Origin of the sequence: Rapidithrix thailandica, from assembly GCF_039710355.1 — a bacterium.
Classification (GTDB): Bacteria; Bacteroidota; Bacteroidia; order Cytophagales; family Flammeovirgaceae; genus Rapidithrix; species Rapidithrix thailandica.
In genome coordinates this window covers 389,121-412,360 of the sequence record NZ_JBDKWZ010000002.1, presented here as the reverse complement: position 1 = coordinate 412,360, position 23,240 = coordinate 389,121, and the positions used below count along the sequence as shown (strand labels likewise).

The following is a 23,240-nucleotide window of genomic DNA, read 5'->3' as shown; positions in this document are numbered from 1 at the left end:
CTGTAGAAAGGACTTTTGGGAAATTGATCAAAAATTGATGGGGCCAATAGAAATGATTTAAATAAAAGGGTTTTTCTCCTTTTACCTGGCCGTTATACTCTCACACAGGTTTGATGTATGCATCAAGCCTGTGTGAGATATGGTTGTCCTATTAATTTAAGAGCTTGTTGCGAACGAGCAAACAGGCACCTAGGATTCCGGCATTGTCACCTAATTGCGAGATTTTTAGTTCCGTGTCATTGCTCACTTTACTGAGTGAGTATTTGTTAATGGCACTCTTGATCGGTAAATAAATATAATCACCGGTAGAAGAAAGAATTCCTCCCAAAATTACTAATTCCGGATTGAACAGGTTGATCAATAGAGCAATACCTTTGCCTAATTTTTCTCCGATTTGAGCAATGAGTTCAATGGAAAGGATATCATCGTTGTTGGCAGCTTGAATGATGTCTTCTAGCTTGATGTCCTCAAGTTTTTTATGGTTTTGGGTAACGATACTGGTTGCTCCGTTTTTTACTTTTTGCTTAAACACTTGAAGCAGTGCCTTTCCGGAGGCTTCGGTTTCCAGACATCCCTTTTTACCACAGTGGCAAAGAATTTCATTGTTATACAAAGGGATATGACCAAACTCACCCGAAAAGCCCGATTTGCCATAATACAATTCTCCTTCGATCATCATACCCAAGCCGATACCGTGATCAATATTGACAAACAATACGTTTTTTTCTTCTTGCACGATTCCACAGGTGAACTCTCCGTATGCCATGGCCCGGGAATCATTTTCCAAAAAGGTGGGGATATTGGTTTTTTCTTGGATGACTTGCGTCAGAGGTTGTTCGTTGAAATGAAAATAACTGTAACTGTGCCCTGTTTTGTAATCAATCCTTCCGGATAAATTGATGCCTAAACCCAAGATTTTCTTGGTGTCTATATGGAGGTTTTTAATAAAGTGATTAATGATCTCACACAAGGATTCGAGGGAGCTGGGGTGGTTACCTAAAGCATAGGGAATGTCTTTGGTTGTTTTTACCAAATCTTTTTGAAAATTTATCAAGCCGATGTTGACATAATTTTTTTTGACCTCTACGCCAATAAAAAACACGGAATCAGGACTCAGTCCGTACATATTGGGTCTACGGCCCACGCTTGATTCTACCTTTCCGAAGTCTTCTACTAAACCCGCTTCAATTAATTCCAGGATGAGGTTGTTAATCTTGGGAGTGCTGGTAGTAAGTGCCTTACTCAAATCGGTGATAGTGGCATTGCCTATATTGGCAAAGTAATCTAGTATTTTCTTTTTTAAACTGAGGTTCTTGTATGCCACGCCTCCTACATCTTCGTTTTTTAACTCCTCAAAAAAAGTCGATTGCAAATTCATTTTTGATGTTTTTTGTAATTCAGCTTACAAAAGTATATTTAATTTATAAAAAAAATGTTTAATGTGGGGATGATTAATAAAATAAAGTAATAATATACTTTGCACTTCCATCCATTTGAAAGCTCTTTTCAAAAATCATTTTCTCCCGTTGCTTATTTTTGAAAAACGGGAATTTTAAGAAATACCTACAATATACGTATAAAATTAAATTGATTCCTGAAAAAGTAATTTTATAGGTGCATGGCTTCTCCTTTTCAATCAAATTATTTCTATTTATTGATAAAAGTTATTGTTAAATAAAGCTTTATTTGTTAAAATAATTCTTAATAGGTAAGCGATTTATGATAATTTATCTATATTTTGAAGTATATAACGAAGTATTAAATAAAATTTTAATTAAGTATTGATTTATTAATAATAATATTGTTTATTTGATCAATAATTAGAATGTTGTTTTACTAAATAATGCACTATGACCCACCATTACCTACTAAAGTATTTAATTTTAATTCTAATTATCTCTGCTCGGACTTCCTATGCGCAGAAAAAAACGGAATTTCAGCTGCTGATCGTCGGTGGAGGAGCAAGCGGTACAATGGCAGGTGTGCAAGCCGCCAGAATGGGAGTGAAAACATTAATTGTGGAACGGACAGAATGGTTAGGAGGCATGCTTACCTCGGCAGGGGTGTCAGCCATCGATGGAAACCACCAACTTCCTTCCGGGCTTTGGGGGGAATTCCGGCAAAAACTATACGACCATTACGGGGGGGCGGAAAAGGTAAGTACCGGATGGGTCAGTAATACTTTGTTTGAACCTTCCGTAGGAAATAAAATTTTAAAGGAAATGGCTGCTGCGGAAGCAAATCTTACCGTGTGGTACAATGCCGAATGGGTGAAAGCTGAGCCCCAAGAAGAAAAGTGGAATGTGTTGGTTCGCTGGAAAGGAAAGGAACATCATTTAAAATCGGTATTGGTGATTGATGCTACGGAGCTGGGAGACGTAATGGCTACTTTGGGTGCCGGTTATTCCATAGGAATGGATAGCAAGTATTCGAGTGGAGAGCAATATGCGCCTGAAAAAGAGAACAATATCATTCAGGATATGACGTATGTTGTTACCCTGAAAGATTATGGAAAGGGAGCGGATAAAACGATTAAAAAACCTTTGGGCTACGACCCGTCTGTGTTTGCATGTGCATGCAATGTGGCCGACCCTATTTCATTTGATAACGAGAAGAATGATTGTCATAAAATGATGACCTATGGCAAACTCCCTAACAATAAGTACATGATCAATTGGCCACATTGCGGCAACGATATTTACCTGAATTTTATAGAGGCATCCGAAGAGGAAAGAAACCGGCAAATTGAAGAGGCTAAGTTACACTCCCTGAGGTTTATTTATTATTTGCAAACGGAACTGGGGTTAAAACACTTGGGGTTGGCCAAAAAAGAATACCCTTCCAAAGACCACCTGCCCTTTATTCCGTATTACCGGGAATCCAGACGGTTGAAAGGAATTGCTACTTTAACCCTCAATCATCTTACTGATCCGTACGATCAACCGCAAGCATATTACCGTACGGGAATTGCAGTGGGAGATTATCCAATTGACCATCATCACCTGAAAAATCCCGAAGCTCCGGAAATTGACTTTGTAAAGATCCGGGTCCCTTCTTATAATATTCCTTTGGGTAGTCTTATTCCCCAAGAAGTAAAAGGGCTGATTGTGGCAGAGAAAAGCATTAGTGTAAGTAATATTGTCAACGGTACCACCCGACTTCAACCTGTTGTACTAGAGATAGGGCAAGCTGCCGGTGCCCTGGCAGCAATCAGCTTGAAAAACAAACGGCCACCAAGAGCGGTGAGTGTCCGGGAAGTTCAAGCTGCACTCCTGGAAGCCAATGCATATCTGATGCCCTATATTGATGTGAGGCCGGGTGACCCACACTTCCAAGTTTTACAGCGTATAGGCGCTACCGGTATCCTTAAAGGAAAAGGCGTGGCTTACAAATGGGCCAATCAAATGTGGTTTTATCCTGAATTGCCTGTGAGTGAATTTGAATTGCTTTCCGGACTCCGGGAGTATTACCCTGAGCTTAAGAATGATTGGTCGGCTACAGGGGAATTATTACATCTGCCGGGCTTTGTGAAAATCGTTCAAAAAATCCGTCCCTCTCTGAACCTGGAACTTCTCAAAAAAGATTGGCAACACTGGGGGTTTGAATCGCCTTGGGATGAAAACATACTACTCAGCCGGAGAATTATTGCGGTATTATTAGATCATTACCTCGATCCTTTCTCGATCAAAATCAATATGGCGGGCCATATTGAGTAGGGCTGACTTCATATGAAAATGGAAAAACTAAATGCTTAATTTTTATGAACTTTTGCTTTACTAAAGTTAAAAGCAATGGTATTCTTATGCTGTTGTTTATGATGGCCGCGTATGCTCAAGCGGTAGCACAATCCAAGATCGTTACGGGAAAAGTAACGGATGAACAGGGTGGGCCCTTGCCCGGGGTCAGTATTTTGGTGAAAGGAACTACCTATGGCACCACTTCTGATTTTGAAGGGAAGTTTTCACTTCAACTACCATCGGAAAATGAAGTTTTGATCTTCTCTTATGTAGGGTATATCACTCAGGAGGTTTCATCGGCTAGCAGGTCGGTCGTAGATGTAGTAATGACGGTTGATATTCAAACTTTAGATGAAATCGTAGTGGTAGGCTATGGTACGCAAAACCGGCAAAGTGTTACCGGTGCGGTATCTCAAGTGTCGGGGGAGAAGTTGCTTAAAGCTCCGGTTGGAAATATTACCAATCGTTTGGGGGGGATGGTTCCCGGGGTAGTGTCCCTGCAACAATCGGGACAACCGGGCAGCGATGCTTCAAGCATTATCGTAAGGGGCTCTTCTGCCAAATATATTGTGGATGGTGTACAGCGTGATTTTTCGGAAATTGATCCGAATGAAATTGAAAGCATTTCGGTCCTGAAAGACGCTTCTTCGGCTTCGGTGTACGGATTGGATGCCAATGCCGTCATCATAGTGACAACCAAACGGGGAAAGGTGGCTCCTTCCAGAATCACGTTTTCGGGTGCGCATGGGTTGAGTTCCAATGCTTTGATGTTAGAAATGTTGGATGGTCCCGGTTACGCTTATTGGTATAATAAAGCCCGGGAAATGGATGGTGACGATCCGGTTTTTACTTCCGGACAGGTGGAAAAAATGCTGAACGGAGATCCCACGGATGGATGGGGAAATACCAACTGGTATGAGAAAACTTTCGATATTGGAAAAACCAGGAATTATAATGTGAATGCTACCGGAGGGACGGAAAAGATCAAATACTTTGTGTCTCTCGGAAATTATAACCAAGAGGGAAATGTCAATGGGTTTAAGTATAACCGTTTGAATTTGCGTTCGAATATAGATGCGGAAATTGCCAATAACTTAAGCTTGATGTTTGGCTTGGCGGGACGGATAGAAGACCGGAAACAACCCGGCTTTTCGGCTTCGCCCTCAGCTTGGAACAACATCCCTCAACAAGCCATGAGAGCACATCCGTATGTACCTGAAACGATAGACGGAACCCCGGTAAGTACCCGTACGGCCAGCACGTATGTAAACCCACTGGCAGCCTCAGAATTATCCGGCTATAACAATGTGAAGACGAATATCCTTCAAACCAATTTGGCTTTGAAATACGATATCCCATATGTAAAAGGGCTCAGTGCAAAATTTTTAACGGCTTATGATGTATCCTATCAGGCTTCCAAAGTATTTTCTTCACCTTACCAAACATTGGTAGCAACCGCACCAACAATCGGTACGGATAAGATCAATTATAATTATGCTCATGATGCAAGAGGAAACACGGCTAGCCTGGTGGAAGGAATGTCTCATTATACAAATTTGGTAACCAATACCAGCCTTAATTATGAGAATACATTTGGCTTGCACAATGTCGCCGTACTGCTATTGATGGAAACGGTTCAACGGGATGGAAATAAATTTGGGGCTTACGGGTATGGGTTCGATATTCTGGAGCTGGACGAATTGAATTATGCCAATCTGAAAGACAGGACAAAGGTTTCCGGCAGTAGTTATACCGAACGGAAGGCCGGGTTTGTCGGACGGATTAGTTATGATTATAAAGACAAGTACTTAGCAGAGTTTTCCATGCGGTATGACGGTAGTTATATCTTTGGCGGAATGGTAGACGGTAAGCGTTGGGGGGCGTTTCCGGCAGCTTCCCTGGGTTGGCGGATTTCGGAAGAGGATTGGTTCCGTAGTGCATTGGGAGGTCATATCAATAATCTGAAACTGAGAGGAAGTGTCGGGCTAACCGGAACCTCGCAAATCAGCCCGTACTTTTATTTGAATACCTTATCTTTTTTAAGCAATCCGGCAGTCGTGATCGGAGGAGAAGGGCAGAACGGTCTGATTACATCAAAGCCCGGCAATATTAACCTGACTTGGGCTAAAGCATTGCAATACAATGTGGGGATTGATGCAACTTTATGGAACGGGTTATTGGGAGTGGAGTTTGATGTATTTTACAAGTATATCTACGACATGTTGAGCTCAGCCGATGCCAGATATCCTGACTCGTATGGAGGTTATGTTTATGGCTATGAAAATAACAATAAACAAGACCATAAAGGATTTGAAGTTGCTTTAACTCATCATAACAAAGTAGGAGGTTTTTCTTATTCCATAGGATTGAACGGGACGTATACCAAGCGGAGATGGTTGAAATACGGTGATTCTGAAAACACACCCGATTGGTTAAAACTCACAGGCAAGGAAGTAGGTGCGCAAATAGGGTTTATCGATCAAGGCCTATTCCAAAGCGAAGAGGAAATCCGCAATGCGGCTTTGATTGAAGGAAAAGCTGTGCGGGTAGGGGATATTCGCTACCTGGATAGAAATGGAGACGGAGTGATTTCCTATGAGCAAGACCGGGGGTACATTGGCAAATCGGCATATCCTAAGTTTGTAGGTGGTTTTACCTTTGATGCCAATTGGAAAAGTATCGACATATCCGTTTTGTTTCAAGGAGCTCTGGGTAGAGACGTGGCGCTCACCGGCTTGTACAGTAACGGAGTGATGGACCATACCTCTCTGACCAGGCCTTTCTACCACGGTGGTAATTCTCCGGAATTCTTATTGGAAAACTCCTGGAGAGAAGACAATCCCAATGGTGAATTCCCCCGGCTTTCCCTGGTGCCAGTCAGTTCTAACAATGCTTTTTCTTCCACTTTCTGGTACCGGAATGGTGATTATCTGCGCTTAAAAACGCTGCAAATCGGCTATACCCTTCCCAACGATTGGGTGCGGAAAGTCGGTATGGAAAACCTGAGGATATATCTGGAAGGACAAAATTTGTTGACATTTAGCGGCCTGTCAAAATACAATATAGACCCCGAACACCCGGGCGTATCCAATGGCTATTACCCGCAGCAACGGATATTTTCCATGGGTGTGAAATTGACCTTTTAAAGCATAAATAGTTGATATCATGATGAATAAGATATTTCATATAGTACTATTGTTTGGCGTGATCAGTTTGTGCGGATGTGATGATTTTCTGGATACGACTCCTACCGACCGGATTTCAGACAAAGTGGTTTGGGAAGATGAAGCAAACGTAACCTTGTATGTAAATGGTTTCTATCCGTACCTCGACCGTTATGGGAATTTCGGAGCAGACCAGTTTAGTGGAAACTTGACAGAAGGATTAACCGAAACATTAAAATACGGTTCGTATGTACCGGGTAGCCGGGCGGGGGATGCTAATAATTATGTGTTTACTCCGGAATCTATGTCCCCGACAGGCAATTTGTTAAACACTTGGGGAAATGCTTATGAGAGGATTCGCAGGATCAATGAGTTTCTGGTCGGACTGGAAAAATATTCCCGGTTAACAGAGGATCAAAACAAATTATTTGAAGGGCAAGCTCGCTTCTTCAGGGCGTTTTTGTATTTCCAGTTAGCAAAGCGCCATGGTGGAGTGATCCTTTACAAAGACATGGATTTGCAAAAGGATAAAGACCGCTCTTCTTCCGGGGAAACCTGGGATTTGATAGAAGAAGATTTGGATTTTGCGGCCTCTGTTTTGCCTGAAATGTGGGAAAGTGCCCAGAGTGGTAGGATTACAAAAGGAGCCGCTTTTGCTTTCAAATCCCGTGCAATGCTTTATGCGGAACGTTGGGAGTCAGCTAAAGTCGCTGCTGATTCAGTACTGGCTTTGAATATTTATGCCTTAACGGACAATTACGAAGATGCCTGGAAAGGAGGGAATTCCGAGTCGGTTTTGGAATACAATTACCTGATTACCGGTCCCAACCATTCTTTTGATAAATACTATGCAACTTTTGGAGAAATAGAAAATCAGGGAGGCAGTGGTACACCTACTCAAGAAATGGTAGAAGCTTATGAAAAAAGTAACGGAAGTAGGGTTGACTGGAGTGCATGGCAAGTACCGGGAGGTACCACTGCACGTCCGCCTTACGAAGAGTTGGAGCCTCGTTTTCATGCGACAATCCTATACAACGGAGCGACCTGGAAAGACAAGGTATTGGAAAATAGTGTGGATGGAACCAATGGAAGGTATATGGGTTACCGGGAGGATACATATGCCAAAGGAAGAACCACCACAGGGTATTATCTGCGCAAATTTATGAACGAGGAGCACACAGATCTGATAACATACCCAAGTACACAAACCTGGGTGGAACTCCGTTTGGCAGAAGTCTACTTGAACCGTGCCGAAGCCAACTTCCGCTTGAATAAAAGCGGAGAGGCGATCGCCGATTTAAACTTGGTACGTGCCCGTCCGGGTGTAGGCTTGCCTGCGAAAAGTGGTTTGACAGGGCCGGATCTTTTTGAAGCCATTCGTCAAGAACGTAAAATAGAACTCTCTTTTGAAGGGCATTTGTATTGGGATATGCGCAGATGGAAACTTGCCCATATAGAATACAACAAGTATCGTGTGCACGGGATGAAAATTTCCAAAGATCCGGGCGGATACTTGTATGAGTATGTAGACTGTGATTTGCAAGATCGCAAGTTTCTGGAAAAAACCTACGTATTGCCGGTTCCTTACAGTGAGCTCGCAAACAATGCCGCCATTGAACAATACGATGAATGGAAATAAACATAATGAAAATGAAAAAATATATATTCAATATAGCGATACTGGCCTTACTCATATGCCTGAATAGCTGCCATCATCCGGACGAACTGAAACCATCCGTCTCCAGAAATGGGATCAATAGCATCACAGCAACCTTTGAAGACGGTACGGGAGCATTTACCGGATACATTACTGAAGGAAGCAACGAAATTATCATTCCCATTCCATATTACTACCCTGTAAGCAGTAATAACCAGGTCACGGAAGTACAATTGAAGACAATGAGGGTTTCGGCCAATTTGGATGATAATGTGATCGCGAGTCCTGCACTTTTGTACATGGATTTATCTCAAGAAAATAGCATCACAGTTACGGATCAAGTTAAGGAAAAAAAGCAATATGTGGTAAGAGGAGAAATCCGGAAAAGCAATGCGTGTCAGATAGAAGCGTTTTCGATTCCTTCACAAGGTTTATCCGGAGTCATCAATGAAGCAACTAAAACCATCTCTCTGGTAGCGGTGGGAGATATCGATCCTGCCTTGGCTGAGGTTACCTTATCGTATCATGCGAGTATTTCACCGGACCCTGCAAGTACCATTCTGAACTACAATACGGAACAACAACTGACGGTAACTGCCCACGATGGCCAGACAAAAAGTGTGTATACGGTGAAAAAACAAATCCCTGAAAAACTGCCTTATGGCATTCGCATGGGTAGTGCAAAGCTCATGTTTGCCAAACAGTTAAAAGCCGACTTGGGCATCACTACGGATAATATGACCGGAGGAATGGCGGTGGCCGGGGAGTATGTTGTCTTGAACACCCGGAATGAAAACAGTATTTACATCAATGCTAAAACGGGAGAAAAGATCGGAGAAATTGACTTGGGTGCGATCAAAGGTTCTCTTTCCAATTTTTATAATACGGCGGACGATGAAGGAAATGTATTGATCTGTAATTTATCACCCAATGACGGTGCATTCAAGGTCTGGAAACTGGCTTCCGTTGACGGAACTCCGGAACTGATGATCGAGTGGAACGGGGGAGAGGCCATTGGTCGAAAGTTGTCTGTCAACGGAAGTATTACCGGAGATGCAATCATCACGGCTCCGTTGTTAGGGACTGCCAATCAACGTATTGCCCGCTGGACAGTTGTAGGTGGGACTCTGACATCTCAGACGCCTGAAATTATTACTATGAGTGGCCTGACCAAAGGGTGGACCATCAATGCAGATGTCGTGTCTACTTCTGCCTCCGATGTCTCCAGCGATTATTTTGTGGCCTCTTATTCGGACAACACCTTTGCCTGGGTCAATGGAACAACCAACACTGTGAGCAATAAGTTGGAAGCAATCAGTGCTAACTATATCCCAAATGCAGTGGACTATGCAGAATTTAACAATGCAAAATACACCACCCTGAATTGGGTGAACAGTTTCACTTGGGGAGCGGCAGATGCCGTCTGGTTATTGGATGTAAGTAGCAATGTGGGTTTTGAAGGGAACCTGGAAACAAAAACCTGTAATGCCGTAGTCTGGGAAAGTGCCAGGGATACCTATGGAGCCAAAGCCATTACACCGGTAGTGGCGAATGCAAACGGTACGGGCGATGTGGCGCTGAAGGTTTCCGAAGACGGCTATTTTATGTACCTCTATTTTATGTTTACTAATGGTTATGTGGTTGGATATCAATTCGATTGTATTGATATGTAAATAAATTTAAAAAACAACTGGCTTCTTTTTTCCGGAAGAGAGGCCGGTATTTATCACCATGATAATGATGAATTTCAGAACTAAATATACGATTGCCCTTTGGGCCTTATGCACTGCGCTTATCTTCAGTGTAAGTGCTTGTAACGACCGTGAAGAGGAACTGGAATGGGATTGGGACAAAGGAAAAGACAATGCGGAAAAGCCGAGGTTTATTTGGATCGATGCGGCTGCCAATTTTCCGGATTTTGCCAATAACAAAGAAAATATCCTGCGGGATTTACAATTGGCAAAAGATGCCGGGTTTACGGATGTGGTAGTGGATGTGCGCCCTACTACCGGGGATGTGTTGTTTACAACGGATGTAGTGAATCAGGTACAATGGCTGGGTGCTTGGCTACCAAGCGGTTATGCAAAAATTGAGCGTACCGCCACCTGGGATTATCTTCAGGCGTTTATTGATGCCGGGCATAGCTTGGGGTTAAAAATACATGCGGGGGTGAATACTTTTGTCGGGGGAAACACCACTAGCTTGGGGTCGGAGGGTATGCTTTTCCGGGAAGCGGATAAACGGCATTGGGCCACCCAATTACTGACCGAATCGGGCTTGGTAAACACGTTGGATAAAAATGCTAAAGAAGCTAAATTTTTCAATCCGGTAAATGAGAATGTCCAAAACTATTTGTGTGATATGTTGGACGATTTGGCAGCTTATGAGGGCTTGGACGGTGTTTTTTTAGACCGGGGCCGTTTTGACGATCTGGACAGTGACTTTTCGAATGAATCCAAAAAGAAGTTCGAAGCGTATTTGGGGTATTCTTTGCAAAATTTTCCGGCCGATGTGATGACTCCGGGTATGAAAGCGGGAGACCTGCCTGCGGAATTACCCGTCCATTTTAAAAAGTGGCTGGAGTTTCGTGCCAAAACCATCCATGACTTTATGGAAAAAGCCCGAAACCGGGTGAAAGCCAAGAATCCGGATCTCCAATTCGGTGTGTATGTAGGTGGCTGGTATTCCATCTATTATGGAGTGGGAGTGAATTGGGCAAGTCCACAGTACAATACGGCATCGACTTATCCTGCCTGGGCGACACCGGATTATAAAAATTATGGGTATGCCGATTTGATGGATATTATGCTCATTGGGGCGTATGCGCCTCCTACACGGGTGTACGGAACAAACGAATGGACGATACAAGGCTTTTGTTCAAAAGCAATGGAAAAAATCAAAGGGGATGCTTTGGTAGCCGGAGGACCTGATATTGGTAACGGAAAGTGGGCGACCACCAGCGATGAAGTGATTAACGAAGCAATTACGCTTTCAGTAGATGCCGCAATCAATGCCAGTGACGGCTATTTCCTTTTTGATATGATTCATTTAAAGAAAAAAAATCAATGGCAATATGTCAAGAAGGGCATTGAACAAGCAATTTCCTCAGATAATTAACAACGGAAATAAACAACAGCATACAAGTAGAACAATTTGAAAATGAACATTTTTTACAACATGAAGTATTTAAAACAGATTTTAATGATGCTATTGGCCGGTGGGCTATTAGTGGCATGCAAAGGCAACGAGAATACAAAAACAGAAGAAGGCACAAAGGCCAAGGATTTGGCTTCGCAAGAAAATACGCTTGACCAAAAGCACTTCCTGTATTTTGATGCAACAGCCAATTTTCATCGTTTTTCCTTTCGCGATTCGATTACTTATTACTTACAAAAAGCCAAAGATGCGGGGGTGACTGATGTTGTAGTGGATGTAAAGCCCATCACAGGGGAAGTATTATACCCAAGTAAAATAGCTCCGGTAATGACTGAATGGAAAGGCGAATACGAAAGCGGAAAAAAAGACACCTCTTGGGACATGCTTTCTGCTTTTATTAAAGAAGGGCATCAATTGGGATTGACCATTCATGCTTCTACCAATGTGTTTGTTGCCGGGCATAATTATTTTGACAGGGGAGTGGTGTATGAGGATGCATCCAAAGCTCATTGGCAAACACTGAGTTATTTACCCGAAGGGATGACTTTGATTACCGATCAAAAACAGAAGTATTCGGCAATGCTCAACCCGGCTTTACCGGAAGTGCAGGAGTACCAGTTGTCCATATTGAAAGAACTGGTGGAAATGTATCCTGACTTGGATGGTTTGGTCTTGGACAGAGTGCGGTACGATGGAATTCAAGCGGATTTTTCCCAGGCTTCCAAGGAGTTATTTGAGGAATATATCGAGCAAAAAGTGGAAAACTTTCCTGCGGATATTTTTTCTTATTCTTCCGGTGAGAAACCCAAACGAATTGAAGGGCCTTTGTTTAAAAAATGGTTGGAGTGGCGTGCTAAAGTAATTCATGACTTTATGTACAAAGCTAAAGAGGTGGTTACATCCGTAAACCCGGACTTGATCTATGGCGATTATACCGGTTCTTGGTATCCGACTTACTACGAGGTAGGGGTAAACTGGGCCAGCCGGGAGTACGACCCCTCCGGAGATTTTGAATGGGCAACGTCTGAATATAAAAACTATGGTTATTCTGAAGTTTTGGATGTATTTCTGACCGGAAATTACTTTTTTGAAGTAAACCGTAGCGAAGCTGAAAATATCAATACCCAAACCGTAGTACGCAACGAAGCCGGGCAGGGGTTAGGTAAAGAATACTGGTATACGGTAGAAGGTTCTGCCGAATTGGTCAATAAGATTGTCAGTGACAAAACCGATGTGTTTGCCGGAGTGTATGTTGAGCAATATAAAAAAGACCCGGAGCAGTTTGTAAAAGCCTTAAAAATGTGCCGGGCCAAGTCCAAAGGGGCAATGGTATTTGACATTGTGCATGTCATAAATTACGGTTGGTGGGATTACCTGAAAAGAGGCTTGAAAGAGTAGTTGCTTCGCTTGCTTTTCCGCGTTATCAAAATTCCCCGCATAAAGTAACAGTATGCATAAGGGTGGATGATACATTCAGCCCTGATAAAGAGGGAAAAAGGAGGAGTTTGATTGCATTCCTCCTCCCTCTTACAGGTGGAAGCAAATGGTAATTTTTTCCTATAGTAAAGTGAAAATGAAAACAGAAAAGAAAACAAAGACCCGCGCAAATGCCTTGGATGCTTTAAGAGGTATAGCCATTATCGGTATGGTATTTTCCGGGGTGTTTCCGCATGAAAATCTATGGCCGGCCTGGATGTTTCATGCCCAGGTAGGCCCTCCGGATTTTTCTTATCATCCTGAGATTCCCGGAATCACCTGGGTAGATTTGGTCTTTCCTTTCTTCCTTTTTTCAATGGGAGCAGCTTTCCCCCTTGCCTTGAGGAACAAACTGGGGCAAGCTGACAATAAGGAACTTTGGGGCAATATTTTGAAGCGGGGGGCTTTATTAGTGTTTTTTGCGATAGCATTGCGGCATACCAATCCGGGTTTTCTAAAAGCACCTCTCTGGATCAATTACTTAAGTGGGCTTGTGGCTTTCGGAAGCTTCTTTTTGATTTTTATGCGATGGCAAACGCTCAGTCGCTTACAAGGGTACCTATTGAAAGGGCTTGGTTTCTCCTTGATTTTCGCGGTTACTTTATTACACCACTATTATACGGGATTTGAAATTGGCTTGAACCGGCAGGACATCATTATTTTGGTATTGGCAAATATGGCGGTGTTTGGGGCTTTCATTTGGATCGTTACAGTGAAAAAACCGCTCCTCCGTTTAGGGGTACTTGCCTGCTTTGCCGCAATATGGCTGACCCGCGAGTTTTCGGGCAGTTTATCAGCCATGATTTATAATTTTCACCCTGCTGTGTCCTGGTTTTACCAGTTTGCTTTTCTAAAATATCTGAACATCGTCATTCCGGGAATGCTATTGGGCGATTTGATTGTTGCCTACCGGGAAAAAAGTTACACCTCAAGCAGTTCCTTGCAAAAACCTTATCTTTTATGGATATGTACAAGCCTGCTTTTGGTCAATCTTTTAGGACTTTTTACCAGGGAGATATTTTTAACGGTGATGGCGAATGTTGTTTTATGTTTTGCCGGAGGATGGATACTTACCAATGCCGGCTCCGGTAAAGAAGAGATGTTAAAGAAACTGTTTTATTGGGGGACCTTTTGGTTGTTCCTGGGTTTGTTGTTTGAGCCTATGGATGGCGGCATCAAAAAAGACCCTTCATCTTTTAGTTATTGGTTTATTACCAGCGGCTTGGCCTTTTTTACCTACTTGTTTTGCGAACTTATTTCTACCTATCGCTCTGAGAATGTTATTTGGAAAAGCATCGTAGGAGCCGGGCAAAACCCGATGGTGGCGTATGTAGCCGGTTCTTTTTGTATACTTCCCCTATTTTACTTTACCGGAATAAGCAAAGCCTTTGGTTCTCTGAAGGAAATAAGTATTTACTTCGGGCCTGTAAAATCGATTCTGGTCACGGCTTGTGTGGTAGCGTTGGCTTCTTTTACTGCCCGGAAAAAATGGTTTTGGAGAACTTGAAAACGGTCTGTTGGAGATCTTTGATTATGAATGCTGTCATGTGTGCGAAAAAGCACAGATGCTTAAACTTTAAAAGTAGATTATATGACCTTACACGAACTGGACATACTCATCATCTTGCTCTATCTGGCAAGTATAGTGTTTTTGGGTTTTTACATATCGAAAAAGGCTTCGCAAGATATGGAGTCTTATTTCTTGGGAGGAAACAAACTCAAGTGGTATTACTTGGGTTTGAGTAATGCTTCCGGAATGTTCGACATTTCAGGAGCCATGTGGACGGTCAGTATTTTGTTTGTCTATGGGTTAAAAAGTGCCTGGATTCCGTGGCTGTGGCCTGTTTGGAATCAAGTGTTTGTGTTTGTTTTCCTGGCCATATGGATGAGGCGTTCCAATGTGATGACCGGAGCCCAATGGATTACCTTCCGCTTTGGCGAAGGAAAAGGAGCCCGGCTCTCCCATATCATTATAGTCGTATTTGCCGTCATTAGTGTAATAGGTTTTATCGCTTATTTCTTTGAGGGGATCGGAAAGTTCTGTACATCGGTTTTACCTTGGGATCTTTCCTTGCAACTCGGGCCCTGGTTATTGTCTTCCGAACGGGTATATGCCTTATTGATCTGTTTTGCCACGGCTATTTATACGGTAAAAGGGGGGATGTACAGTGTGGTAGCTACGGAAGTGATGCAATTCGTGATCATGACGGTGTCTTGTATGGTGATCGGTTATATTGGTTATACCTCCGTTACCGGAGATCAAATTAGCGCTGTGGTTCCCGAAGGCTGGAAAGACCTGTTTTTTGGTTGGAACCTGAATTTGGATTGGAGTCAAACACCGATTCCCAATGTCAATCAGAAAATTGCAACGGACGGTTTTGAGTTATTTGGGTTGCTGTTTATGATGATGTTGTTCAAAGGCATCTTTGCTTCCTTGGCAGGGCCGGTTCCCAGCTATGATATGCAACGGGTATTATCTACCCGCACACCTTCCGAAGCTGCAAAAATGAGCGTCATCAGTATTTTAGTACTGTACATGCCCCGTTATTTGATGGTGGCGGCTTTTGCCGTTCTTGCCTTGGTGTATATGGGACCTGAGCTAGGACAAATGGGTGGGGAAATTGATTTTGAAATGGTTTTGCCCAAAGCCATCAGCAAATTTGTACCCATTGGCTTTCAAGGCTTATTGCTCGCAGGACTTTTGTCTGCTTTCATGGGCACCTTTTCCGCATTTATCAATGCCGCTCCTGCTTATATCGTCAATGATATTTATAAAAAATATGTCAACCCGGATGCTTCCGACAAAAAGTATATCCGCTTGAGTATCCTTTCTTCTATTTTATTAGTAGTGATAGGCATTACCTTCGGGTTTTATGCCGCTTCGTTAAATGAACTAACCCTTTGGATTACTTCGGCACTGTATGGAGGCTATGCGGCTGCGAATATGTTGAAGTGGATTTGGTGGCGTTTTTCAGGGTTTGGTTATTTTTATGGAATGTTGTTTGGGTTGATCGCCTCTTCCGCAAAACTGTTCTTTTTCCCTGAATTTGTGGATATTTATGTTTTTCCCGTAATTTTAGTTTTTTCATTGGCCGGATGCATTTTAGGTACTTTCCTCTCTCCGCTGGAAAACCGGGAGGCGGTCAAGCAATTTTATAAACAAACCAAACCTTGGGGTTTTTGGGGACCGATCAAAAGAGAAGTTATGCGGGAGAATCCCGGTTTTGTACCTAACCATGATTTCAAACGGGATAGCTTTAACATCGTCATTGGTGTTCTCTGGCAAATGTCTCAAGTTGTCATTCCCATCTATTTTATGATTCATGAAAACGGCAAACTATTGCTCTGGGGAGCGGTGTTTCTGGTGACCAGCGGTTTGTTGAAAAAATACTGGTGGGATCAGCTGAACAAAGAAAAGGACATAATTTCCGATTCCTCTATTTCCAATGAAAAATCCTTGTTAGCCAATCCGGAATTAGACCGGTAAATCAGGTATCTGCATCGGGGAATGCGTCAATCCAGGAGTGTGGTCTTACAAGCTTCCCCTTTGCAGTATCTTTAGTTTTCGTATGTAGACAAACAAATTTCAAATAAAATGATAAAGAAAATTTTTATGTCCGTGGCCGTGCTTGCTTGTACGTTGGGTAGCATAGAGATGAAGGCACAAACAGCAGTGGACAGCGCTTACAACAATGGGTATTATCAATTGCGGATGGAATATTTTGATGAGGTCCCTTCCCGGAAAAAAGAAATTGTATTTCTTGGAAACAGCATCACGGAAGCGGGAGATTGGCTGGATATCCTTCCTAAAAAAAGAGTGGCCAACCGCGGGATTTCCGGAGATATCAGCTTTGGCGTGTTGGCCCGCTTGGACAAAATATTGGAGAACAAACCTGCTAAGATTTTTCTGTTGATAGGCGTGAACGATTTAAAAAGAGAAATTCCCAAAGAACTCATTATTCAAAACTATCGAAAGATCGTAAACCGCGTCAGGACATATTCCCCAAAAACCCGGCTTTTTCTTCAAAGTGTACTTCCGGTCAATGAGGAAAAGCTCATAGAGCCTTTCAAAAAAGTGAAGATGGAAGATATTGTTTACCTGAATGAAGCCCTACAGGAAATTGCCAAGGAAAACCAAATCGAATATATCAATTTATGGGAAGTGCTTGGCAACAAAGAAGGGCAATTGATAGAGAGGTTCACTCCTGACGGTATCCACTTAAAACCGATTGCCTATATCAAATGGGTGGACTATTTGAAAAAGAAAAAATACTTATAACGACTAACTGTGTATGAGGATGATACGAATACAATACGGATTACTGTTAAGCTTGCTTTTTGCCGCTAATATTTTGCAAGCCCAGTCGAATGCACAAGTGGATAGTAGTTATGTCAACTGGTACTATAACCAGCGGATGGAGCTGTACAATCAATTGCCGGTACAGAAATACGATATGGTTTTTTTAGGTAACAGTATTACCGAAAGAGGAGAGTGGCAAGAGTTGATTTCCGGCAAAGTGATCGCTAACCGGGGCATTGGAGGGGATAATACGTTTGGTGTATTGGCCCGCTTGGATAATGTGATAGCTCTTCAACCGAAAAAAATCTTTTTACTGATAGGGATCAATGACCTGGGGCGAGGTTTGCCCATGGAGGTGATTTTTGAAAATTATACCCAAATCATTCACCGTCTGAAAAAAGCTTTGCCCAAAACAAGGATATACGTGCAAAGTATTTTGCCTTTGAACGATACTCTTCTGAAGTATGATTATTTGAAAAATAAAAATGCATTGGTAAATCAATTGAATGAAAAACTACAACAATTGGCGGTGGAAGAGCAATTGGTCTATATCAATTTACACGAAGAATTTGCCGATGAGAACGGGGCCTTAAAACAGGCCTGGACCCTGGATGGCATTCACTTGAAACCTGTAGTATACACCTACTGGGTGAGTTACTTACAACGGAAAAAGTATTTGTGAAACGGAAAACAGAGGAACGATTATGAAAATTACCGGAACATTTCTCGATGAAATCAGTCACGATATTCCCCATCAGAATTGGGGTAGAAAAGAATGGGATAAGGATTTTGCCCATATGAAAGCCATAGGCATCGATACGGTTATTTTAATTCGCAGTGGCTATCGAAGGTTTATTACATACCCTTCCGACTACCTGATGAACAAATTTGGCTGTTATACTCCTCCGGTAGATTGGGTAGAGCTGTTTTTACAACTTGCCGATAAATATGGCTTTAGCTTTTATTTTGGCTTATACGACAGCGGTATCTATTGGGATACCGGGGATATGAGTCATGAAATTGACGCCAACCGCTATGTAATTGATGAAGTGTGGGAGAAGTACGGGTACTACAAAAGTTTTAAAGGTTGGTACCTGAGCATGGAAATCAGCCGGGGAACGAAAGGTGCAGTAGAAGCTTTCAGGACTTTGGGAATGCAGTGCAAAGAGAAAGGCACAAACTTGCCTACCTTAATTTCTCCTTGGATTGACGGAAAGAAAGCAGTATTGGCTGCTTCTTCCCAATTAAAAAAGGAAGAGGTTGTTTCCTTGACAGAACATGAAAAAGAGTGGGACGAAATTTTTGACGGGGTCAAAGGAGCCGTGGATGCCGTTGCCTTTCAGGACGGCCATATCGATTACCATGAACTGGAAAGTTTTTTTACGGTCAATAAACAATTGGCGGATAAATACGGCATGGAATGCTGGACCAATGCAGAATCCTTTGACCGGGATATGCCTATAAAATTTTTGCCTATAAAATTTGAAAAATTAAAACTAAAATTGGAAGCGGCAGCCAAGGCCGGATACGATAAAGCGATCACCTTTGAGTTTTCACATTTCATGAGCCCTCAATCGGCCTATCTTCAGGCAGGGCATCTATTCAACCGCTATAAAGAATACTTGAATCAACTAACAACCTTAAAATAGGGATAAGCATGAAGGAATATAGTTATTTGTATAAGCAGGAGTTGTTGGAAAATGTCATCCCATTTTGGATGAACCATTCGAAAGACGAAGAGTGTGGAGGGTATTTCACCTGCTTGGACCGCTCAGGGAAGGTGTTTGACCGGGATAAATTTATTTGGCTGCAAGGTCGGGAAGTGTGGATGTTTTCAAGTTTGTATCACCAAGTAGAAAACAAAAAAGAGTGGAAGGAAATGGCCATACACGGAGCGGAATTTTTGTCCGAATACGGAAGGGACCAAGATGGAAGTTTTTACTTTTCCCTGACCCGGGATGGAAAACCCTTGATCCAACCCTATAATATATTTTCGGACTGTTTTGCCGCAATGGGTTTGGGAGCCTTATACAAAATTCACCCGGAACCCAAATACGCCCAAATTGCCAGAGATACATTTTACAATATTCTGAAAAGAAAAAATAACCCTAAAGGTAAATATTTGAAAAACGTTGCCGGTACACGGGCACTAAAAAGCTTTGCATTACCGATGATTTTGAGTAACCTTTCGCTGGAATTGGAACACATCATTGGCAACGAGGTGGTGGATGCATTGGCCCAAAAATTAGTGAGGGAAATTATTGACGATTTCTATCATGAAGAGTGGGGTGTATTGCTTGAAAATGTCAATATGGATGGCCGTTTTAACGATTCGTTTGAGGGACGTTTGATCAACCCGGGGCATGGCTTGGAAGCAATGTGGTTTTTGATGGATCTTGCCGAAAGGTTAGGGGATGAAAATATTGTAAAGAAAGCAGTGGCCATAGCGTTGAATACCCTTGAAAAAGGTTGGGACCAAAAATATGGCGGGATTTTTTATTTTATGGATGTATTGGGCCATCCTACCCAACAGTTGGAGTGGGATCAAAAATTATGGTGGGTACACCTGGAGGCACTGGTTTGTATGGCCAAAGCGTATAGATTGACAGGAAATAAGGAGTGTGCCAACTGGTTTCGTAAAATACATTTGTATACTTGGGAAAAATTTAGAGATTCCGAATATGGGGAATGGTTTGGCTATTTGAACAGGAGAGGGGAAGTGTTATTACCCAATAAAGGAGGCAAGTGGAAGGGATGTTTTCATGTCCCCAGAGGGCTGTATCAAATATGGAAATGTTTAGCAGTTCCTGCTGATGTTTCGGTCGAGTCTGTAATTAAGTAAAATTCCTTTTGAAATCTAGAAATATGAAAACACTAACGTTATTATTCTTAGCAATTTGTGGGGTTACAGTAAGTTTACAGGCTCAAAAAAGCAAACCCACTACACTTACTTATGCAATAAAAGACTCGGATACCTTGTGGATGCACCATTACGAACCTGAGGGCGAGTCCAATGGTTCTTCGGTCATGTTCATTCATGGAGGAGGATTCACCGGGGGAGACCCTAAACACCAATACCCTTTTGCCGAAGGCTTACAGGACAGGGGCTACCGGGTTTTTGTGATCTCTTATCGCTTGTATTTAAAAGGAAAAAGCTTTGGCTGTCATACGGAAACGCCTGAAAAAATCAAAGCCATCTACACCGCTGTGGAAGATGCTGCTGATGCCGCTCGCTATATTTATGATCATGCCAAAGAGTTAGAAGTGAATACGGACAAGTTTTTTATAGCCGGAAGCAGTGCCGGAGCCGAAACGGTTTTACAATTTATTTTTAACCCTTTTGTGCACAAAGACCCGGAGCGTTTTTCGTTTTTTGAAAAATTCCGCTTTGCCGGTGCTATGATATTTGCCGGAGCGCATGTAGACCTTAATTACATTACGGCTGAAAATTGGATGCCCTTATTATTATTTCATGGGACCAATGACCAGTTAGTACCTTACGGAACAGCCGCCCACCACTATTGTAAAGCGTATAACAAAGGATGGTTAATGCTCTTTGGCTCCGAACCGATTTACCAAAAAGGCTTGAAGCTGAATAAACCGGTGGCCTTGCACGCTTACGAAGGAAGAGGGCATGAGGTGGCCAATTTTATGTTCAGGGAATTTGAGACAATGGATAACTTTATGAAATCAGCGCTTGATTCTTCAAAGAATTTATTGAAAAAAGTAGTCATTCCCAAGTTGCAATAAGAGCAGGTTTAAATTTCACCTTTTGGGTTGAAAACTCCCATTTCAGGAACCTCAGTGTATCATTTTTTTTGATCCTGTACCCCGGTGGCCGGCATCCCGGTGGCCGGCACCCCGGTCAAGTAGTTCCACTATTCTCCGGTATGCCGGACCACCGAAGTGTCGGACCAAAAAATGATCTTCTGAGAACCCTAAACTGAAAACTTTCATCATCAAAAAAGAATTTTAAACATGCTCTAAGTAGAGTTCTCCGTTTACGGACAAATCGTAAAAGCTATGCAAAGGATGAAGCTCTTCATATTTGTATTGATAGTTTTTCAGTCAGTCAGGGCTTTGGGACAAAATGATGAAAAAGTCAATAAGTCTTTATGTGAATCTCATTTAGACACACTAACGAATATAGAAGTATACCTTACTGCAGAAAAAATTCCAGAGCCAAATGGAGGAATGACAAATCTTTATAAAATGATATCCAAAACGCTTATTTTCCCTCGACAGAAATTTGAAAGAATGGGAATAGAGCCAAGTAAAATAATTGTGGGTTTTATAGTTAATGAAGAGGGAAGAATAATTGGAAAAAGAATAATACAAAATATTGAAGGAACAAATGTAGCTGTACAAATACTTAAAATTATAACTGATTTTGAATGGAAATCAGGATTTTGTGATAACAAACCTGTTCCAGTTATGATGATACTACCTATTCAAGTTTGCTTAAGATAAACAAGTAAAAAGCAACCACAACAAATAATAAAAACAATGTTGGGCTTGGTTAGACTGTAAAACTTTTCATAACTTAAAATTATCGTGCCCGGTGGACACTTTTTTGCTGTTCAATCAGCACAGTTATTATCTTAGCGTTATGTTTAATTAGTATACAGTAACCATTAATTTAAACCTACCTGTATTTTCAACTCTTTTAGTGATTACCCTTGTAATTATTGCCGTAACATTCGCTTTTTTTAAATTAAAAAGTAATAAAAAGCAGGCTAAGAGTCTTGTTTCTGAGTACAATGCTCACAACAATTTTATGACCCAGCAAACAAGCAAGGAAAAGGCTATAGAGTTGATTGATATCCTAATGAAACAAATGAATTTAAATGAGTATTCAGAAGAACAAAAAAGGTTGATTAAAGAGCTAAGTTACAAATTAGCTGACCCTTACACACAAATAGTAAAGAACTACAAGAATGAATCTGCTCTCGATAATGGTTTTGAGAATTTTAGCGACCTCTATAGAGGCACCTTAAAGACTCATAAGAAGGACATGGATATTGCCTCAATATATGGATTAGTTGGATTGGAACTTTTGACAAAGCTGGATTTTGATATAAAAAAAATAAATAAACCCAGTCTGGAAATCAAGATAGATAAAGACATTAGTAGTCTAAATAGAATTTTACTGAGTGAATTAAAAAACTAAACATAATAAAAGCCAGATAGCCATGTCTGCCCTCGTGGGACCACCACGGTATTTAGTCAAGCCGTTAACAATAAGACAAAATACAAAAAATGGAAAAACCAGAGGCTGAAAAACCCGGAATTTTTAGAATATGTTTTAAAGCTAAATGGAGATATTGAACTCACAGATGTGAAACAAATTGCGCTTTTTTGAATATGAAATGCCTCTCTTCAGGTGTAAAAAAATCAAAGATAGAATTAGCGAAAATCTTAAAGTATTTAGTAATTGATAAAGGCCTCCTATTCATTGTACATAAAGAAATTCATGAATTAGCTGAAATAATCATTGATTTAAATTCAGGTAAATTTAATGGCGGACGGTCGTATAAATACTTCTTTGAAATAAGTCCGTGGAGGAATTTTATTCCTATTGAAAGTAATCAAAAAAACTGCAAATGTTAAATTAACATTCGAAGCTAAGCATTTTGAGAGGTACAAAGGATTTGAAAAAATGGGACTAACCTTTCATAAAGCTTTAAATGCGTATGGTTTCAAAACAAATTAATGAGGGTTATTATACTAAAATTGAAAATATTATTGGT

16 protein-coding genes are annotated in these 23,240 nt (G+C 41.6%); 15 read left to right on the top strand and 1 reads right to left on the bottom strand.

Annotated elements, in window-relative coordinates:
- Positions 1-151: 151 nt before the first annotated feature.
- On the bottom strand, positions 152-1,378 hold the full coding sequence (locus AAG747_RS05130; RefSeq protein WP_346820064.1) for an ROK family protein: 1,227 nt from the start codon (positions 1,376-1,378) through the stop codon (positions 152-154).
- Positions 1,379-1,850: 472 nt separating this feature from the next.
- Between AAG747_RS05130 and AAG747_RS05125 the strand changes: the two genes are divergently transcribed.
- The 15 genes from AAG747_RS05125 (at position 1,851) to AAG747_RS05055 (ending at position 22,660) form a co-directional block, all read left to right on the top strand.
- Entirely contained in the window at positions 1,851-3,716 is a 1,866-nt protein-coding gene (locus AAG747_RS05125) for an FAD-dependent oxidoreductase (protein ID WP_346820063.1), read from the top strand.
- A gap of 44 nt (positions 3,717-3,760) precedes the next feature.
- The gene (locus AAG747_RS05120) at positions 3,761-6,883 is read left to right on the top strand and encodes a SusC/RagA family TonB-linked outer membrane protein (protein WP_346820062.1); all 3,123 of its coding nucleotides are present in this window, start codon (positions 3,761-3,763) and stop codon (positions 6,881-6,883) included.
- A 19-nt stretch (positions 6,884-6,902) separates the two neighbouring features.
- Positions 6,903-8,540 (top strand): RagB/SusD family nutrient uptake outer membrane protein, encoded by a 1,638-nt coding sequence (locus tag AAG747_RS05115; RefSeq protein WP_346820061.1) that lies wholly within the window; start codon positions 6,903-6,905, stop codon positions 8,538-8,540.
- 11 nt (positions 8,541-8,551) lie between these two features.
- Positions 8,552-10,231 carry a DUF5018 domain-containing protein gene (locus AAG747_RS05110; protein WP_346820060.1) on the top strand — a complete coding sequence of 560 codons (1,680 nt, stop codon included), beginning with the start codon at positions 8,552-8,554 and terminating at the stop codon, positions 10,229-10,231.
- Between the two features lie 64 nt (positions 10,232-10,295).
- A complete protein-coding gene (locus AAG747_RS05105; protein WP_346820059.1) occupies positions 10,296-11,675 on the top strand; it encodes an alpha amylase family protein in 1,380 nt (459 codons plus the stop codon).
- Positions 11,676-11,735: 60 nt separating this feature from the next.
- Complete coding sequence (locus AAG747_RS05100) at positions 11,736-13,112, top strand: alpha amylase family protein (protein WP_346820058.1); 1,377 nt, start codon at positions 11,736-11,738, stop codon at positions 13,110-13,112.
- Positions 13,113-13,287: 175 nt separating this feature from the next.
- Positions 13,288-14,697: a DUF5009 domain-containing protein gene (locus tag AAG747_RS05095; RefSeq protein ID WP_346820057.1), complete on the top strand. Its 1,410-nt coding sequence runs from the start codon at positions 13,288-13,290 to the stop codon at positions 14,695-14,697.
- An 84-nt stretch (positions 14,698-14,781) separates the two neighbouring features.
- A complete protein-coding gene (locus AAG747_RS05090; RefSeq protein WP_346820056.1) occupies positions 14,782-16,677 on the top strand; it encodes a sodium:solute symporter family protein in 1,896 nt (631 codons plus the stop codon).
- Between the two features lie 108 nt (positions 16,678-16,785).
- Entirely contained in the window at positions 16,786-17,469 is a 684-nt protein-coding gene (locus AAG747_RS05085) for a GDSL-type esterase/lipase family protein (protein WP_346820055.1), read from the top strand.
- Between the two features lie 19 nt (positions 17,470-17,488).
- Complete coding sequence (locus tag AAG747_RS05080; RefSeq protein ID WP_346820054.1) at positions 17,489-18,172, top strand: GDSL-type esterase/lipase family protein; 684 nt, start codon at positions 17,489-17,491, stop codon at positions 18,170-18,172.
- Positions 18,173-18,194: 22 nt separating this feature from the next.
- Complete coding sequence (locus AAG747_RS05075; RefSeq protein ID WP_346820053.1) at positions 18,195-19,139, top strand: DUF4434 domain-containing protein; 945 nt, start codon at positions 18,195-18,197, stop codon at positions 19,137-19,139.
- Positions 19,140-19,147: 8 nt separating this feature from the next.
- A complete protein-coding gene (locus tag AAG747_RS05070; protein ID WP_346820052.1) occupies positions 19,148-20,332 on the top strand; it encodes a n-acyl-d-glucosamine 2-epimerase in 1,185 nt (394 codons plus the stop codon).
- A 23-nt stretch (positions 20,333-20,355) separates the two neighbouring features.
- Positions 20,356-21,240 carry an alpha/beta hydrolase gene (locus tag AAG747_RS05065; RefSeq protein WP_346820051.1) on the top strand — a complete coding sequence of 295 codons (885 nt, stop codon included), beginning with the start codon at positions 20,356-20,358 and terminating at the stop codon, positions 21,238-21,240.
- Positions 21,241-21,522: 282 nt separating this feature from the next.
- A complete protein-coding gene (locus AAG747_RS05060; RefSeq protein ID WP_346820050.1) occupies positions 21,523-21,960 on the top strand; it encodes a hypothetical protein in 438 nt (145 codons plus the stop codon).
- Between the two features lie 199 nt (positions 21,961-22,159).
- Entirely contained in the window at positions 22,160-22,660 is a 501-nt protein-coding gene (locus tag AAG747_RS05055; protein WP_346820049.1) for a hypothetical protein, read from the top strand.
- The last annotated feature ends 580 nt before the right edge of the window (positions 22,661-23,240 follow it).

What these genes read in the sequence shown, in the direction of transcription:
- AAG747_RS05130 (WP_346820064.1), bottom strand. Translation starts at nt 1,378, where the DNA reads ATGAATTTGCAATCGACTTTTTTTGAGGAGTTAAAAAACGAAGATGTA.
- AAG747_RS05125 (WP_346820063.1), top strand. Translation starts at nt 1,851, where the DNA reads ATGACCCACCATTACCTACTAAAGTATTTAATTTTAATTCTAATTATC.
- AAG747_RS05120 (WP_346820062.1), top strand. Translation starts at nt 3,761, where the DNA reads ATGAACTTTTGCTTTACTAAAGTTAAAAGCAATGGTATTCTTATGCTG.
- AAG747_RS05115 (WP_346820061.1), top strand. Translation starts at nt 6,903, where the DNA reads ATGATGAATAAGATATTTCATATAGTACTATTGTTTGGCGTGATCAGT.
- AAG747_RS05110 (WP_346820060.1), top strand. Translation starts at nt 8,552, where the DNA reads ATGAAAAAATATATATTCAATATAGCGATACTGGCCTTACTCATATGC.
- AAG747_RS05105 (WP_346820059.1), top strand. Translation starts at nt 10,296, where the DNA reads ATGATGAATTTCAGAACTAAATATACGATTGCCCTTTGGGCCTTATGC.
- AAG747_RS05100 (WP_346820058.1), top strand. Translation starts at nt 11,736, where the DNA reads ATGAAGTATTTAAAACAGATTTTAATGATGCTATTGGCCGGTGGGCTA.
- AAG747_RS05095 (WP_346820057.1), top strand. Translation starts at nt 13,288, where the DNA reads ATGAAAACAGAAAAGAAAACAAAGACCCGCGCAAATGCCTTGGATGCT.
- AAG747_RS05090 (WP_346820056.1), top strand. Translation starts at nt 14,782, where the DNA reads ATGACCTTACACGAACTGGACATACTCATCATCTTGCTCTATCTGGCA.
- AAG747_RS05085 (WP_346820055.1), top strand. Translation starts at nt 16,786, where the DNA reads ATGATAAAGAAAATTTTTATGTCCGTGGCCGTGCTTGCTTGTACGTTG.
- AAG747_RS05080 (WP_346820054.1), top strand. Translation starts at nt 17,489, where the DNA reads ATGATACGAATACAATACGGATTACTGTTAAGCTTGCTTTTTGCCGCT.
- AAG747_RS05075 (WP_346820053.1), top strand. Translation starts at nt 18,195, where the DNA reads ATGAAAATTACCGGAACATTTCTCGATGAAATCAGTCACGATATTCCC.
- AAG747_RS05070 (WP_346820052.1), top strand. Translation starts at nt 19,148, where the DNA reads ATGAAGGAATATAGTTATTTGTATAAGCAGGAGTTGTTGGAAAATGTC.
- AAG747_RS05065 (WP_346820051.1), top strand. Translation starts at nt 20,356, where the DNA reads ATGAAAACACTAACGTTATTATTCTTAGCAATTTGTGGGGTTACAGTA.
- AAG747_RS05060 (WP_346820050.1), top strand. Translation starts at nt 21,523, where the DNA reads ATGAAGCTCTTCATATTTGTATTGATAGTTTTTCAGTCAGTCAGGGCT.